Here is a 15,274-nt window from a genome sequence, read left to right on the forward strand (position 1 = left end):
AAAGTCCTCGGTTTTTTTATAGCTCTTTTTATAAGGTGATGCTGCCATCAATACAGGTAACAGCTGTTCCACCCACTAAAATTTTACCTTGATGCAATTCAAGCTTAAGTTGTCCATTGCGCCCTAAAGCACGACCTTGTGAAGAAAGCACAAGGTCATTTTGTGCTGGCAAAATACCATAGTAACGAATAAAAGACGCTACACTCCCATTACCACTACCACAAACTGGATCTTCGTTTACACCACATGAAGGTGCAAATGAACGGACCTCTATATGCTTTTCTACATCATCATTTTCATAAAAACCGAAAACTGTCGCACCCGTAACTTTCATTTCTAAATCATGTTCTTTTAGAGCAGCAAAGTCGGGTTGGCTATCTAAAACAGCCTTAGCATTTACAGCTTGTAATACAACCCAACGCGCACCTACATCTATCAATGCTGCATTCCATTGTGTATTAATTTTACATTTTAAAATTTCTGCCAATTTTTCAGTATGCATTGCATCGAGTGGAGTAATTTTAGGCTTAGGGAGTTCAAATGAAATATGCTTTGAATCACTTACAGTCAAAGTCACCAAACCTGCACCGCATTGCTGTACTAACTTACCTTCTTTAGCAGTCACTATACCCGCTTCAAGCAAAGCATAGGCGGTACCAATTGTGGGATGTCCTGCAAATGGCAACTCACTTTGTGGAGTAAAAATTCGAACCTGATAGTCAGCTTGTGAATCAGTGGCTGGAAATACAAATGTGGTTTCAGAAAGATTGGTCCAGTTCGCAATGGCTTGCATCTGCTCAGACGTTAAAGTACTGGCATCCATAATGACCGCAACAGGATTACCTTGAAATGCTTGTGAAGTAAAAACATCAACTTGTTTAAATGCAACAACAGACATAGACCACTCCTACTGATTTTATAATTAAAAAATATGGCTTTAAATGCTCACCATTTTTTGATCTTACTAATTTATTTTTGATGGTCACAGTATCAGTTAATATGAAAAATAATAGACACAGTTCTTAAAAATAAATCCTGCTTAAAGGATTAATCTAAGCGAATAACAATATTTGAGATAAATACCAGATCACTATAAAGTGTATCAATTGCTTTTACTTTTTAATAAATTGACATGTACAAATATAAAAAAGTGAGTGATGACCTCACCCTTCAAATCCAGAATGGTAGGCAGCCTGTAGGTTCTAGGCTGCCTTCAATTCGTGGCTGTGCGCAACATTATCAGGTCAGTATTAACACCGTAAAAGAAGCTTATCGTCAGCTTGAAGACCAAGGTTTAATTTCAGTTCGCCCACAGTCTGGCTACTATGTTTGTCATGCGCCTTCAAACTTACTAGAACTCGAAGAGCGTTATGTCAGTGAAGAAAAAGTATCTCTTTCAGGAATTAGCTGTTTTCTCGCACAAATTGTTAAAAAACAGATGGAGCCTGACTATGCCAATTTAGCTCTAGCTTGCCCTACTGGAGAAAACTTCTATCCAATAGAAAGATTAAAACGTTTAACTGCTCAAGTTTTACGGACACAGCCAGACATTTTTAAAAACTACACTTTACCGCCCGGCTCTATACGTTTACGTACTCAAATTGCGAGGCGAAGTTTACAGCTTGGTATGTTTCTTTCAGCAGATGATATTGTACTCACTCATGGCACGATGGAGGCTTTAAGTCTCGCGATTATGGCAACTACTCAAGCGGGTGACAGCATAGCACTTGAAATACCTACTTTTCATAACCTGTACCCGCTTCTTCATAATTTAGGGCGAAAAATCGTAGAAGTGCCGACTTCGCCGCATACAGGGATGTGTCTAGATGCACTTGAAGAACTCTTAAAATCTAAAAGTGTACAAGCCATATTAACTATTCCGACAGGACATAATCCTCTTGGTTTTAGCATGCCTGAAAGCAATCGCCGGCGTTTAGCAGAGCTCGCTAATCAGTTCCAAATTCCGGTTATTGAAGATGCAATGTATGCTGAACTACAACTCACCGAGCCTCTCCTACCCAACATTAAGGCATTTGACCAAAATGGATGGGTCTTGGTCTGTGGTAGCTATACCAAAACTGTGGCACCTGACTATCGAATTGGTTGGCTAGAAGCTGGACGCTTTCGTAATATTGTGCAGCAAATTAAATTAACAACAACCGTTGCCGAACCAACTTTACTCACCGAAACTTTAGGACTTTTTTTAGAAAATGGCGGATATGATCTGCATTTACGTCAGCTCAAAAAACGCTATCAACAACAAATCGATACCATCAACTCTTATATTTGTCGCTATTTTCCACTCGGTACTCGAGTTAGTCGTCCACAAGCTGGATTTATTTTATGGTTAGAGCTACCCGAATCTATTGATACATTAGAACTGTTTGATCAAGCAATGGATGAAAAGATCTTATGTATGCCAGGAATTTTATGTTCGGCTGATAAACGTTTTAGTCATTGTTTACGTATAGCAGCCTGTTTCGAATTAAATCCGAAAATGTTAAATGCTTTGATGCGCTTAGGAGAGTTAGCAAAAAATATGCTACCCGCGCAAAATGATATAACTCAAATTCCTACTAATTCAGTAGGTTGAATCAAAAATGCGGAGTTAATAAAATAAAACCATATATTTTTTATGCCTTTTATTTTATGAAAACCGAACTTCTCTCTCCCGCAGGTTCTCTTAAAAACATGCGCTATGCATTTGCTTATGGTGCAGATGCAGTATACGCAGGCCAACCTCGTTACAGCTTACGTGTACGTAATAATACTTTTGATCATGACAACTTAAAAATCGGAATTGATGAAGCCCACGCTTTGGGTAAGAAGTTTTATGTTGTGGTAAATATTCAGCCACATAACAGCAAATTAAAAAACTTTATACGCGATCTTGAGCCAATTGTAGCTATGCAGCCAGATGCTTTGATTATGTCTGATCCCGGCTTAATTATGATGGTACGTGAGCATTTTCCAGAAATGCAAATTCATCTATCGGTTCAAGCCAACGCTATTAACTGGGCCACTGTTAAATTTTGGAAAGACTACGGCCTAAGTCGTGTGATTTTATCGCGTGAATTATCTTTAGAAGAAATAGAAGAAATCCAGCAACATGTGCCAGATATTGAACTCGAGGTTTTTGTACATGGCGCTCTATGCATGGCCTACTCAGGCCGCTGTTTACTTTCTGGATATATGAACAAGCGTGATGCCAACCAAGGTGCTTGTACCAATGCTTGCCGTTGGGACTATAAACTGCATGAAGCCCAAGAAGATGCAAACGGCGATATAATTCCAGTTACTCAGCTCAATGAGTCAGAAAAGTCTTGCTGCTCATTAGCACAATCAGAAACAACCTCGGTTCAAACTTTACTCGTACAACGTAATAATGAAGAAATGTTTGCTGCCGAAGAAGATGAACACGGCACCTATTTTATGAACTCTAAAGATTTACGTGCGGTACAACATGTAGATCGTTTAACAAAAATGGGCATTGCCTCACTGAAAATTGAAGGCCGTACTAAATCCTATTTTTATTGTGCTCGCACTGCTCAAATTTATCGAAAAGCCATTGATGATGCATTAGCAGGTAAACCTTTTGACCCAAGTTTAATGACCCAACTCGAAGGTTTGGCAAACCGCGGTTACACTGAAGGCTTTTTAAGACGGCATGTATATAGCGAATATCAAAACTATACTGACGGATCATCACACTTTGACTATCAACAATTTTGTGGTGAAGTTTTAGAACGTCACGGCGATTATATTCGCATTGAGGTGAAAAACCGTTTTGTGTTTGGCGACTCACTTGAACTCATGACGCCTCAAGGCAATATCAGCTTTACCTTAACCGAAATGCGCGATTTAAAGGGCAATCCAATTACAGATGCTAAAGGTTCGGGACATTTTGTTGAGATTCCACTTTCACAAGATGTTGATGTTAGTTATGCCCTACTCATACGCAATTTGCCGCATGCGAAAGAAAGTATTACTGCCTCTACATTGGCTTATTCAGTGAGTTAAACATGGCCCTTTTGATTACGAATGACTGCATCAATTGTGATATGTGTTTACCCGAATGCCCCAATACAGCTATTTTTGAAGGAAGCAAAGTTTATGAAATTGATTCATCTCGTTGTACCGAGTGTGTAGGCTTTTACGATGCGCCAACATGTAAAGCGGTTTGCCCAATCGATTGTATAGAACCAGACCCTGCACATATTGAAAATAGAGAGCAATTATTAGAAAAATTTAAAGGTCTGAATTTAATCGGCTCATTCTCTTCTTAAAACCATTTAGAGGATCAAGTTAAAATCACTGATCCTCTTAAATGACCATGCAGATCAATGATTGAATAAACGAATAAATAGCTGAGACCACTTTGCTAGTGATAAAATCAATTTATCAGTTCAGTTTGGTTTACTGGTACTTTTGTACCAAAAAATTGAACAATCGTTAAAACTGGTCAAATCATTTCAACATTTCATATAGATTGATTAAAACCCTTTCTGGCGCAGCTTCCCATGTCTTATCTTTATTTAGCAATTGCGATTGCTTGTGAAGTTATTGCAACTTCAGCATTAAAAGCATCTCAAGGCTTTACTGTTCCCATTCCGTCTATTATTACGGTTGTGGGTTATGCAGTTGCTTTTTATTTATTATCTCTTACGCTCAAAACAATTCCGATCGGGATTGCCTATGCCATTTGGTCAGGCGCAGGTATTATTTTAATTTCTGCAATTGGCTGGATATTTTACAAACAGCATTTAGACTTAGCTGCCTGCATTGGTTTAGCTTTAATGATCGCGGGTATTGTGATTATTAATGTATTTTCTAAAAATACTCATCTATAAAATATAATTAAAAAGCAACCGAGTATGATGAGAATGTTAAAAAAGTTTCACCATACTCGGTATCAACAGCTTATTTTAAACTGCCCGTCAAAAATTGCTTTAAACGCTCACTTTTCGGGTTGTTAAGTACTTCATCAGGATGTCCCTGTTCCTCAATTTTCCCTTGATGCAAGAAAATCACCTGATTAGACACATGACGTGCAAAGCCCATTTCATGTGTGACTACAATCATAGTACGACCTTCTTCAGCCAAGCCTTGCATTACTTTTAGTACTTCACCTACCAACTCTGGATCAAGTGCGCTGGTTGGTTCATCAAATAACATCACTTCCGGTTCCATAGCTAAAGCACGAGCAATTGCTACACGTTGCTGCTGACCACCAGATAAAAATGCTGGATATTTACTCTCAACACTTTCAGGCAATCCAACTTTACGTAGATACTTGCGTGCACACTCTTCTGCTTCAGCACGTTTTACTCCAAGTACATGGATTGGCCCTTCAATGACATTTTCTAGCACTGTCATGTGTGACCATAAATTAAAGTGTTGAAACACCATCATGAGCTGGGTACGCATTTTTTGTAGCTGCTTTGGGTCAACTACTTTTAAATTGCCTTTTTTATCAAAGACTGTGCGTAGTTTTTCACCATTGAGCTTAATCGTGCCATTACTCGGTTGTTCTAAAAAGTTGATACAACGCAGCAAGGTACTTTTACCTGAACCAGATGAACCAATAATACTAATTACATCACCGGCATTTGCATCAAGTGATATTCCTTTAAGTACTTCATGATCGCCAAATGTTTTGTGTAAATCACGAATCACTAGTTTTGCAACCTGTTCCATTTATGTCTCCTAATGATTCGATGGCTTTAAAAATGCCAACCAACGTTTTTCCAACTTACGAAATATCCAAATCAAAATAAAAGCCAGCACTGCATATAACACCGCAGCAATGCCAAAAGCACTGAAAGTGTCATAGGTTGCTGCATTCACATCACGCGCAATTTTTAAAATGTCAGGAACTGTTGCTGTAAATGCAATGGTTGTGGCATGCAACATTAAAATGACTTCATTGCCATAAAACGGTAAAGCACGGCGTAACATCGACGGAATGATAATACGTGTGTAGAGTTTCCATTTTGACATACCAAAAGCTTGAGCAGCTTCAATCTCACCATGTGGAATAGAACGAATCGCTCCAGCGAAGATTTCAGTGGTATATGCACCAGTATTGAGCGCGAATGCCAAAATGGTGCAATTTATGCCCTCTCGAAAGAATGCATCGAGAGTTTGATGTTCATGGACATAATCAAAGCTATAAATACCCGAGTAAATAATTAACAGTTGGATGTACAGTGGTGTGCCACGAAAAATATAAGTAAACAACCAAACTGGACCACGCAACCAGATATTTTCTGATACTCGTGCAAGTGACAAAGGCACAGCAAGCACAAACCCAATACCAATAGAAAGCACCAATAACCAAGCAGTCATCGCGACACCGGTCATTTGTAGGCCATCAGTCCAAAGGTATGCTTTCCAATATTGTTGAAGGATTTCAATCATAATTGCCCCTTCCTCACACCAGCAGAATAATGACGTTCAAGCCACATTAAGATCAGGTTCGACACGGTAGTAATGACCAAATAAATAGCGGCAGCCACGATGCTGAAAAAGAACAGTTGCATGGTACTTCTACCCGCATCTTGCGTAATTTTTACAATGTCAGTCAGGCCAATAATGGAAACCAGCGCGGTCGCCTTAATCAAAACTTGCCAGTTGTTACCAATGCCAGGCAACGCAAAACGCATCATTTGAGGGAATAATACACGGTGAAAAACCTGCCACGGCGTCATCCCATAGGCCATTGCTGCTTCAATTTGTCCCCTCGGAACCGATTGAAATGCACCACGAAAGGTCTCGGTAAAATATGCACCATAAATGAACGCTAATGTAATGACACCAGCCACAAATGGGTTGATATCAATCTGGTCCATTTGCAGTGCTTCAGTAATTTGGTTTAAACCCAACTGCAAGCTATAAAATAACAGCAGCATAATCACTAAGTCAGGCACACTACGGATGAGTGTGGTATAGGCGGTCGCAATATAACGTAAAGCTTTAATATTAGAGAGTTTTGAACTCGCACCAATTAAGCCAATAATGACAGAAAGCAAGAGTGATAACAGCGCAAGCTGTATGGTCATCCATGTTCCGCTGAGAAGGAGTGGCCCGTAGCCAGAAAAAGACATGACTCATCTTCTCCTTAAAAACAATATCTAATATTGATGAGATGAGAATAGATTTAAAAATGTCGGCACTTAGCCGACAATTTTCACATCATTAGTAAATGCTAAAAGAGAAGTATTTTTTCTCGAGTTTCTTGTATGTGCCATCCGCAATGATTGCAGCGAGTGCCTTGTCAATATTCGCTTTCAAGTCTGCATCTTCTTTACGTAAACCGATAGCCGCACCTACCCCCAATGTTTTGACATCAACCACATTGCCGCCAGCAAAAGAGAAGTTTTTACCTTTCGGTTGTTTTAAGAAAGCGCCATCAACCATGATTGCATCTTGTAAAGTTGCATCCAAACGACCAGACATCATGTCTTGGTAAATCAAATCTTGAGTTGGATAAGGAACAACACTCACACCTTTTGGAGCCCAATAGGTTTTAGCATATGTTTCTTGAATAGTGCCCTGCTGTACACCGACACGCTTACCTTTTAATGAAGTAGGTGTTGGTAACAACGGCGAACCTTTTTTTGCAACCATACGGGTTGGCGTGTTGTAGATTTTGCTGCTAAATAAAATTTGTTTCGCGCGTTCATCAGTAACGGTCATTGATGAAAGAATGCCATCAAATTTTTTCGCTTTAAGCGCGGGAATCATCCCGTCAAAAGAGTTTTCCACCCAAACACATTTGGCTTTAAGCTTTGCACAAATGGCATTACCTAAATCAACATCAAAACCAGTTAACTTGCCATCTGGTGTTTTATATTCAAACGGCGCATAAGACGACTCAGTACCAAAACGAATCACCTTCCAATCCTTTGCTTGAACATTCGTTACAACAGCAGCCAAAACTAAGGTTGTTGAAACGAACATTTTTTTCATAAAGCTTGCCATCTTGAAGCTTCTCCTTAAAATCCTAATAAGGTGATAAAAACTTGAGCAATTTCTAAATTACTCTTCTGCCGAAATAATTGCAATTTCTATACCAGTAAATTAAGGATTTATGAAGATGTCTAAGCAATGAACTGTATTGACGGTTTAAATGTTGAAAAATCAATCAAATTTTAAGATTAAGTTTTGAGTGTATAAGCTTCAGCAATATTGTGCTGCTCGACCAAAGTACGAATTGTATATTCATGACCAGTTTCTTTATCACAGGCAAATTCACATTTCTGGTCGAAAGGTAAAGCCGTACCGCCAAGTAATGGACAACCTGCAAAAAGTTCAGCGACCCAATCTACAAACACTTTTACTTTGAGCGATAAATGACGATTTTGAAGATAAACTGCTGAAATCGGCATCGGCGCTGGCGTCCACTGAGGCAATACTTCTTTTAACAAACCCGATTCTAAATGGTTGGTGAGCATATAACGTGGGCCTTGAATTATACCGAAACCCTGCAAAGCTAAGTCGATGTAAGCATCACCGTCATTTACAGAAACACGTCCACGTACTGATACACTTTTAATTAAATCATCAACGACAAAATCCCAATCGAAGTTGCGTCCGGTACGGCTTGAAAAGAAGTGAATCGCTTTATGGTTTTTTTGCAAATCTTCAATTGAGGTAGGTTCGCCATATTTTTCTAAATAAATCGGTGAAGCAGCAGTTGCACACTGGAAAGTTCCGATACGACGCGCAATTAAGCTTGAATCTTTTAATTCACCGACCCGAATTGCACAATCAACTGCTTCTCCCACCAAGTCTACAGGTCGGTCATTTAGACCAATCACTAAATCAATATCAGGATAGCGTGCATGAAAATCGCGTAGTCTTGGAATTAAAATTAAACGGCCAATGGATACAGGCACATCAATACGAAGCTGACCTCTTGGCCCCCGCTCTGCATCATGAAAGGAAGATTCAATATCGGAAACATCCGCTAAAATACGGGCTGTCCGATCATAATATACGGCGCCATCCGGTGTGAGACTAATTTTTCGTGTTGTCCGATTCAGCAAACGAACTTGTAAATGCTTCTCTAAAGCCTGAATAGTTGTGGTCACAGAAGCACGCGGTAAACCCAAACTATCAGCTGCTAAACTGAAACTATTTGTTTCAACCACTTTGTTGAACACTCTCATGGCATGAAATAGATCCACACGCACACTCCTATTAATGCATTTCTTTATTCAGATACATCAATTGTTATAAAAATACGAATAGTGTTATCAAATTTAATATATTTATTCGTGATTGACAAACTTTTATGCTCCGTCCATTCCATAAACCCTGTTTCTCCCATACGGACCATAACTAAAAGTCTGAAAACAGGTATCCAAATAACTAGGAGCACCTCATGTCATTTTCCCGCAAACAGTTTGCACTGTCTGCCATCTTTGTCGCCATTTTGGCTACAGGGGGCAGTTTTATGTTTTTACATGAAAATGCCGATGCAAAAGCTGCACCGACCAGTACCCAACAAGCTGCTACTGTTGATGTAGCCCCTGTAGTAAGCAAAACCATTACCGATTGGCAAGAATATTCCGGTCGTTTAGAAGCCATTGATCAAGTTGATATTCGGCCTCAAGTTTCAGGAAAACTTATTGCCGTACATTTCAAAGATGGCAGTCTTGTTAGAAAAGGCGATTTACTATTTACCATTGACCCGCGTCCTTTCGAAGCAGAACTGAATCGTGCCAAAGCCCAGCTTGCATCAGCTGAAGCACAGGTAACATATACCGCCAGCAATCTTTCGCGTATTCAACGTCTCATTCAAAGTAATGCTGTTTCTCGTCAAGAGTTAGATTTGGCAGAAAATGATGCACGTTCCGCCAATGCAAACCTACAAGCCGCTAGAGCAGCAGTTCAATCTGCCCGCTTAAATCTAGAATATACCCGTATAACTGCACCAGTCAGTGGTCGAATTTCCCGTGCCGAAGTCACCGTTGGTAATGTGGTTTCTGCAGGTAACGGAGCACAAGTTTTAACAAGTTTGGTTTCTGTGTCACGCCTATATGCATCTTTCGATGTGGATGAACAAACTTACCTGAAATATATCAGTAATCAGCGCAATTCTTCGCAAGTACCTGTCTATATGGGACTTGCCAATGAAACAGGCTTTACTCGCGAAGGTACGATCAACTCAATCGACAATAACCTGAATACAACCTCAGGTACGATTCGTGTTCGCGCAACTTTTGACAATCCAAATGGTGTTTTATTACCGGGTCTATATGCACGAATCCGTTTAGGTGGAGGCCAACCTCGCCCAGCGATTTTGATTAGTCCAACCGCGGTTGGTGTCGACCAAGATAAACGCTTTGTTGTAGTCGTTGATGCGAAAAATCAAACTGCTTACCGCGAAGTAAAACTCGGCACACAACAAGATGGCTTGCAAATCGTAAATAGCGGATTACAAGCGGGTGACCGTATTGTAGTGAATGGTTTACAGCGAATTCGTCCGGGTGACCCTGTTACACCGCATCTCGTGCCTATGCCAAATTCACAAATCACTGCTAGCACTACTCCTACTCAACCTCAGCCAACAGATAAAACATCAACTCCGGCAAAAGGTTAATCACATATGAATATTTCTAAATTTTTTATTGATCGGCCGATCTTTGCTGGTGTGTTATCAGTACTGATTTTACTCGCCGGTCTCCTTTCGGTATTTCAGTTACCGATTTCTGAATATCCCGAGGTTGTTCCGCCATCTGTGGTGGTACGTGCTCAATATCCGGGTGCAAACCCAAAAGTGATCGCTGAAACAGTTGCTTCTCCGCTCGAAGAATCAATCAACGGTGTCGAAGACATGCTGTATATGCAATCTCAAGCAAACAGCGACGGCAATTTAACCATTACGGTGAACTTTAAGCTCGGTATCGATCCAGACAAAGCACAACAACTGGTTCAAAACCGTGTGTCTCAGGCCATGCCCCGTTTACCTGAAGATGTACAGCGCTTAGGTGTCACGACTTTAAAAAGCTCACCTACTTTAACCATGGTAGTGCATCTGACCTCCCCAGATAATCGCTATGACATGACCTACTTACGTAACTATGCGGTACTCAACGTGAAAGACCGTTTAGCGCGTTTACAAGGGGTTGGTGAAGTCGGATTATTTGGTTCCGGTGACTACGCGATGCGCGTGTGGCTCGACCCACAAAAAGTAGCACAGCGAAATCTCACAGCCACTGAAATTGTGAATGCCATTCGTGAACAAAACATTCAGGTTGCAGCAGGTACAATTGGTGCTTCGCCAAGTAATTCACCTTTACAACTTTCAGTCAATGCTCAAGGTCGTTTAACCACTGAGCAAGAATTTGCAGATATTATTTTAAAAACTGCACCAGATGGCGCAGTTACCCGATTGGGTGATGTTGCTCGTGTTGAACTTGCAGCTTCACAATACGGCCTACGTTCATTACTTGATAATAAACAAGCAGTCGCAATTCCAATTTTCCAAGCTCCGGGTGCGAATGCTTTACAAGTTTCCGATCAAGTGCGTAGCACGATGAAGGAGCTTTCGAAAGATTTCCCATCTTCAATTAAATACGACATTGTTTATGACCCAACTCAATTCGTACGTGCCAGTATTAAAGCGGTTGTTCATACCTTACTTGAAGCAATTGCACTGGTTGTTGTTGTCGTTATTTTATTCTTACAAACATGGCGTGCCTCAATTATTCCATTGCTTGCTGTACCGGTTTCAATTATTGGTACATTTGCCCTTATGCTCGCTTTTGGTTACTCCATCAATGCGCTTTCACTGTTCGGGATGGTACTTGCTATCGGTATTGTGGTCGATGATGCGATTGTCGTCGTCGAAAACGTCGAGAGGAATATCGAAGCAGGCTTAAACCCAAGGGAGGCAACTTACCGCGCCATGCGAGAAGTGAGCGGGCCGATTATTGCGATTGCATTAACACTTGTTGCCGTGTTCGTTCCACTTGCCTTTATGACAGGCTTAACTGGGCAATTCTATAAACAATTTGCCATGACCATTGCCATTTCAACAGTCATTTCGGCATTTAACTCACTTACCCTTTCTCCAGCTCTGGCAGCAATGTTACTTAAAGGACATGATGCTAAACCTGATGCCTTAACACGTATTATGAATCGTGTATTCGGACGTTTCTTTGCACTGTTTAACCGTGTGTTTTCACGTGCTTCAGACCGTTATAGTCAAGGTGTCAGCCGTGTTATTTCCCATAAAGCTTCGGCAATGGGTGTCTATGCAGCACTTCTAGGTTTAACCGTTGGTATTTCTTATATTGTTCCGGGTGGCTTTGTTCCCGCTCAAGACAAACAATATTTAATTAGCTTTGCGCAGCTACCAAACGGCGCATCATTAGATCGTACCGAAGCAGTCATTCGTAAAATGAGTGATACTGCGCTTAAACAACCTGGTGTAGAAAGTGCGGTTGCCTTTCCTGGCCTATCAATTAACGGTTTCACCAATAGCTCAAGTGCCGGTATTGTCTTTGTGACTTTAAAGCCATTTGATGAACGTAAGGCAAAAGACTTATCTGCAAATGCAATTGCAGGTGCGCTCAACCAGAAATATTCAGCTATTCAAGATGCTTATATCGCTGTTTTCCCACCACCACCAGTGATGGGCTTAGGTACTATGGGCGGCTTTAAACTGCAACTTGAAGACCGAGGTGCCTTAGGCTATTCAGCCTTGAATGATGCTGCACAAAACTTTATGAAAGCAGCACAATCAGCCCCTGAACTGGGTCCAATGTTCTCAAGTTATCAAATTAACGTACCTCAACTCAACGTAGATCTGGACCGTGTAAAAGCTAAACAGCAAGGCGTTGCTGTGACAGATGTTTTCAACACTATGCAGATTTATTTAGGTTCTCAGTACGTTAACGACTTTAACCGCTTTGGACGTGTTTATCAGGTTCGTGCACAAGCCGATGCGCCTTTCCGTGCTAACCCTGAAGATATTTTGCAGCTTAAAACCCGTAATAGTGCCGGACAAATGGTGCCATTATCTTCATTGGTGAATGTAACTCAAACCTATGGTCCTGAAATGGTCGTTCGTTATAACGGTTACACATCAGCAGATATTAACGGCGGCCCTGCCCCAGGTTATTCATCTAGCCAAGCAGAAGCTGCGGTTGAACGTATTGCTGCACAAACTCTGCCGCGTGGTATCAAGTTTGAGTGGACAGATTTAACTTACCAAAAAATCTTGGCTGGTAATGCAGGACTTTGGGTATTCCCTATTAGCGTATTACTCGTGTTCTTAGTATTAGCTGCTCAGTATGAAAGCTTAACCCTACCATTAGCAGTTATCTTAATTGTACCGATGGGAATCTTAGCGGCTCTGACAGGTGTCTGGCTGACGGCTGGAGATAACAACATCTTTACCCAAATCGGTCTAATGGTACTGGTCGGGCTAGCCTGTAAAAATGCCATCTTGATTGTTGAATTTGCGCGGGAACTTGAAATGCAAGGTGCGACTGCCTTTAAAGCAGCCGTTGAAGCAAGTCGTCTACGTTTACGCCCAATTTTAATGACCTCTATTGCATTTATTATGGGTGTCGTACCACTGGTGACTTCAACTGGCGCAGGTTCTGAAATGCGACATGCGATGGGTGTTGCCGTATTCTTCGGCATGATCGGTGTAACATTCTTTGGTTTATTCCTCACCCCGGCCTTTTACGTTCTGATTCGTACCCTCAACAGCAAACATAAACTACATTCTGCGGCAGTTCATGAAGCGCCGTTAGCTAGCCCACACGATCATTAAGGAGGGCATTTGGTGATTACATCAAAACAAAACTGGTTGTTGTCCTCACTCATGGGAAGCCTGCTCCTTGCAGGCTGCTCATTAGCCCCAGAATATCAACCTGCAAAAGTTATAGTGCCAGTCAAATTCAAAGAATCTGATCCAAAAATTGAAGATAATAACTGGAAGATTGCCCAACCTGCCGATCAACAAACTCGTGGTGAATGGTGGCGCATTTACAATGATGCTCAACTGAATGAACTTGAACAGCAAGCTATCGCAGGCAATCAGAACCTTAAAGCGGTGGCAGCCAATATTCAGGCTTCACGTGCACTACGTTCGGCAGCTCAAGCTGAGCGCTTACCAAGTATTGATGCCGGATTTGGGCCAACCCGCCAAAAGCCGTCTCCGGCTTCACTCGGTTTAGATGACAATGCACATACTTCGGCTCACACCTTATGGCGCGCTCAAGCCAATGTTTCATATGAGCTCGATTTATTTGGTCGTGTAGCAAGTAGTGTCAATGCAGCAACAGCAGATCTACAGCAACAAGAGGCTTTATATCAGTCGGCACTTTTAGCTCTACAAGCAGATGTTGCTCAAGGCTATTTTCTGATACGTCAACTTGATACCGAGCAAGCAATTTATAACCGAACAATCAAATTACTAGATGAAACACGAGATTTAATGCAGCTTCGTTTTAAAAACGGACTGGTCAGTGAATTAGATGTTTCTCGTGCACAAACCGAACTTGCTACCGCACAAACCACTGCCCTAAATATTGCTCGTAACAGAGCCAGTGCAGAACATGCGCTTGCAGTCTTATTAGGAAAACCACCAGCGGACTTTAACTTGCCAGTTCAACCTTTAACTGCAAATAGTATCCGTCTCCCTACTGGTTTGCCATCAACTTTACTTGAAAGAAGACCCGACATTGCGGCTGCAGAGCGTGCAATGGCAGCAGATAATGCACGTATTGGAATTGCTCGTGCAGCATTTTTCCCAAAACTCAGTCTTACAGGAGCTTTAGGTTATGAATCTTCAAGTTTAAGCGAGTTGGGTAAATGGTCGAGTCGGACTTTTTTACTAGGACCTGTCGCCGGTACTATTTTGTCGTTACCTTTATTTGATGGTGGACAACGTAAAGCAGGCGTTGCTCAAGCACGAGCAGCTTATGAAGAAAGCGTTGCGAATTATCGGCAAACTGTACTAAACGCATTTCGCGAAGTTGAAAATGGTTTATCTGATCAAAGAATTCTCGATCAGCAAATTCAAGCTCAAAACCAAGCACTCTCCTCTTCTCGTCATGCCAATCAACTTTCTCATTTACGTTATCGAGAAGGTGCGATTAGCTATCTTGATGTCATTGATTCTGACCGTACTATTTTGCAACAAGAACAATTAGCAGCTCAGCTGAAAGGTAGCCAAATCATTGCAAGCATCAATTTAATCCGTGCTTTAGGGGGCGGTTGGAGTAGTTAATAAAAAAAGCGCCTTACG

General features: G+C 41.2%; 13 protein-coding genes. 7 read left to right on the forward strand and 6 right to left on the reverse strand.

What is annotated here, in order from left to right; genetic code table 11:
- Positions 1–28: 28 nt before the first annotated feature.
- Positions 29–898 carry a PhzF family phenazine biosynthesis protein gene (locus CSB87_RS03540; RefSeq protein WP_031952934.1) on the reverse strand — a complete coding sequence of 290 codons (870 nt, stop codon included), beginning with the start codon at positions 896–898 and terminating at the stop codon, positions 29–31.
- A gap of 228 nt (positions 899–1,126) precedes the next feature.
- Between CSB87_RS03540 and CSB87_RS03545 the strand changes: the two genes are divergently transcribed.
- From CSB87_RS03545 to abeS, 4 genes are all read left to right on the forward strand, one after another.
- On the forward strand, positions 1,127–2,593 hold the full coding sequence (locus CSB87_RS03545) for a PLP-dependent aminotransferase family protein (protein WP_079377790.1): 1,467 nt from the start codon (positions 1,127–1,129) through the stop codon (positions 2,591–2,593).
- A gap of 56 nt (positions 2,594–2,649) precedes the next feature.
- Positions 2,650–4,020 carry a tRNA 5-hydroxyuridine modification protein YegQ gene (yegQ, locus tag CSB87_RS03550; RefSeq protein WP_031952937.1) on the forward strand — a complete coding sequence of 457 codons (1,371 nt, stop codon included), beginning with the start codon at positions 2,650–2,652 and terminating at the stop codon, positions 4,018–4,020.
- A gap of 2 nt (positions 4,021–4,022) precedes the next feature.
- Positions 4,023–4,286, forward strand: a complete 264-nt coding sequence (locus CSB87_RS03555; RefSeq protein ID WP_004707811.1) for a YfhL family 4Fe-4S dicluster ferredoxin — start codon at positions 4,023–4,025, stop codon at positions 4,284–4,286.
- Between the two features lie 234 nt (positions 4,287–4,520).
- On the forward strand, positions 4,521–4,850 hold the full coding sequence (gene abeS, locus CSB87_RS03560; protein WP_000121131.1) for a multidrug efflux SMR transporter AbeS: 330 nt from the start codon (positions 4,521–4,523) through the stop codon (positions 4,848–4,850).
- A gap of 70 nt (positions 4,851–4,920) precedes the next feature.
- On the opposite strand, the gene CSB87_RS03565 is transcribed toward abeS, so the two are convergent.
- The 5 genes from CSB87_RS03565 to adeL all read right to left on the reverse strand — a co-directional run bounded on the left by CSB87_RS03565 (position 4,921) and on the right by adeL (position 9,191).
- Positions 4,921–5,697: an ABC transporter ATP-binding protein gene (locus CSB87_RS03565; protein ID WP_000438610.1), complete on the reverse strand. Its 777-nt coding sequence runs from the start codon at positions 5,695–5,697 to the stop codon at positions 4,921–4,923.
- Positions 5,698–5,706: 9 nt separating this feature from the next.
- Positions 5,707–6,420, reverse strand: coding sequence for an ABC transporter permease (locus tag CSB87_RS03570; RefSeq protein ID WP_106105033.1), 714 nt, complete (start codon positions 6,418–6,420; stop codon positions 5,707–5,709).
- Positions 6,417–7,106, reverse strand: coding sequence for an ABC transporter permease (locus tag CSB87_RS03575; RefSeq protein WP_000010370.1), 690 nt, complete (start codon positions 7,104–7,106; stop codon positions 6,417–6,419). Before CSB87_RS03575 ends, CSB87_RS03570 begins: the two co-directional genes overlap by 4 nt.
- A gap of 91 nt (positions 7,107–7,197) precedes the next feature.
- Positions 7,198–7,983: an ABC transporter substrate-binding protein gene (locus CSB87_RS03580; protein WP_031952938.1), complete on the reverse strand. Its 786-nt coding sequence runs from the start codon at positions 7,981–7,983 to the stop codon at positions 7,198–7,200.
- 176 nt (positions 7,984–8,159) lie between these two features.
- Complete coding sequence (gene adeL / locus CSB87_RS03585; protein WP_002049092.1) at positions 8,160–9,191, reverse strand: multidrug efflux transcriptional repressor AdeL; 1,032 nt, start codon at positions 9,189–9,191, stop codon at positions 8,160–8,162.
- A 197-nt stretch (positions 9,192–9,388) separates the two neighbouring features.
- Between adeL and adeF the strand changes: the two genes are divergently transcribed.
- From adeF to adeH, 3 genes are read left to right on the forward strand one after another with little or no spacing between them, the layout of a single operon-like run.
- Entirely contained in the window at positions 9,389–10,609 is a 1,221-nt protein-coding gene (gene adeF / locus CSB87_RS03590) for a multidrug efflux RND transporter periplasmic adaptor subunit AdeF (protein WP_031952939.1), read from the forward strand.
- Positions 10,610–10,615: 6 nt separating this feature from the next.
- Positions 10,616–13,795, forward strand: coding sequence for a multidrug efflux RND transporter permease subunit AdeG (gene adeG, locus CSB87_RS03595; RefSeq protein ID WP_004886189.1), 3,180 nt, complete (start codon positions 10,616–10,618; stop codon positions 13,793–13,795).
- Positions 13,796–13,807: 12 nt separating this feature from the next.
- The gene (adeH, locus tag CSB87_RS03600) at positions 13,808–15,256 is read left to right on the forward strand and encodes a multidrug efflux RND transporter outer membrane subunit AdeH (RefSeq protein WP_031952941.1); all 1,449 of its coding nucleotides are present in this window, start codon (positions 13,808–13,810) and stop codon (positions 15,254–15,256) included.
- The last annotated feature ends 18 nt before the right edge of the window (positions 15,257–15,274 follow it).

Source organism: Acinetobacter sp. AR_0276 (assembly GCF_003000705.1).
Taxonomy (GTDB): Bacteria; Pseudomonadota; Gammaproteobacteria; order Pseudomonadales; family Moraxellaceae; genus Acinetobacter; species Acinetobacter nosocomialis.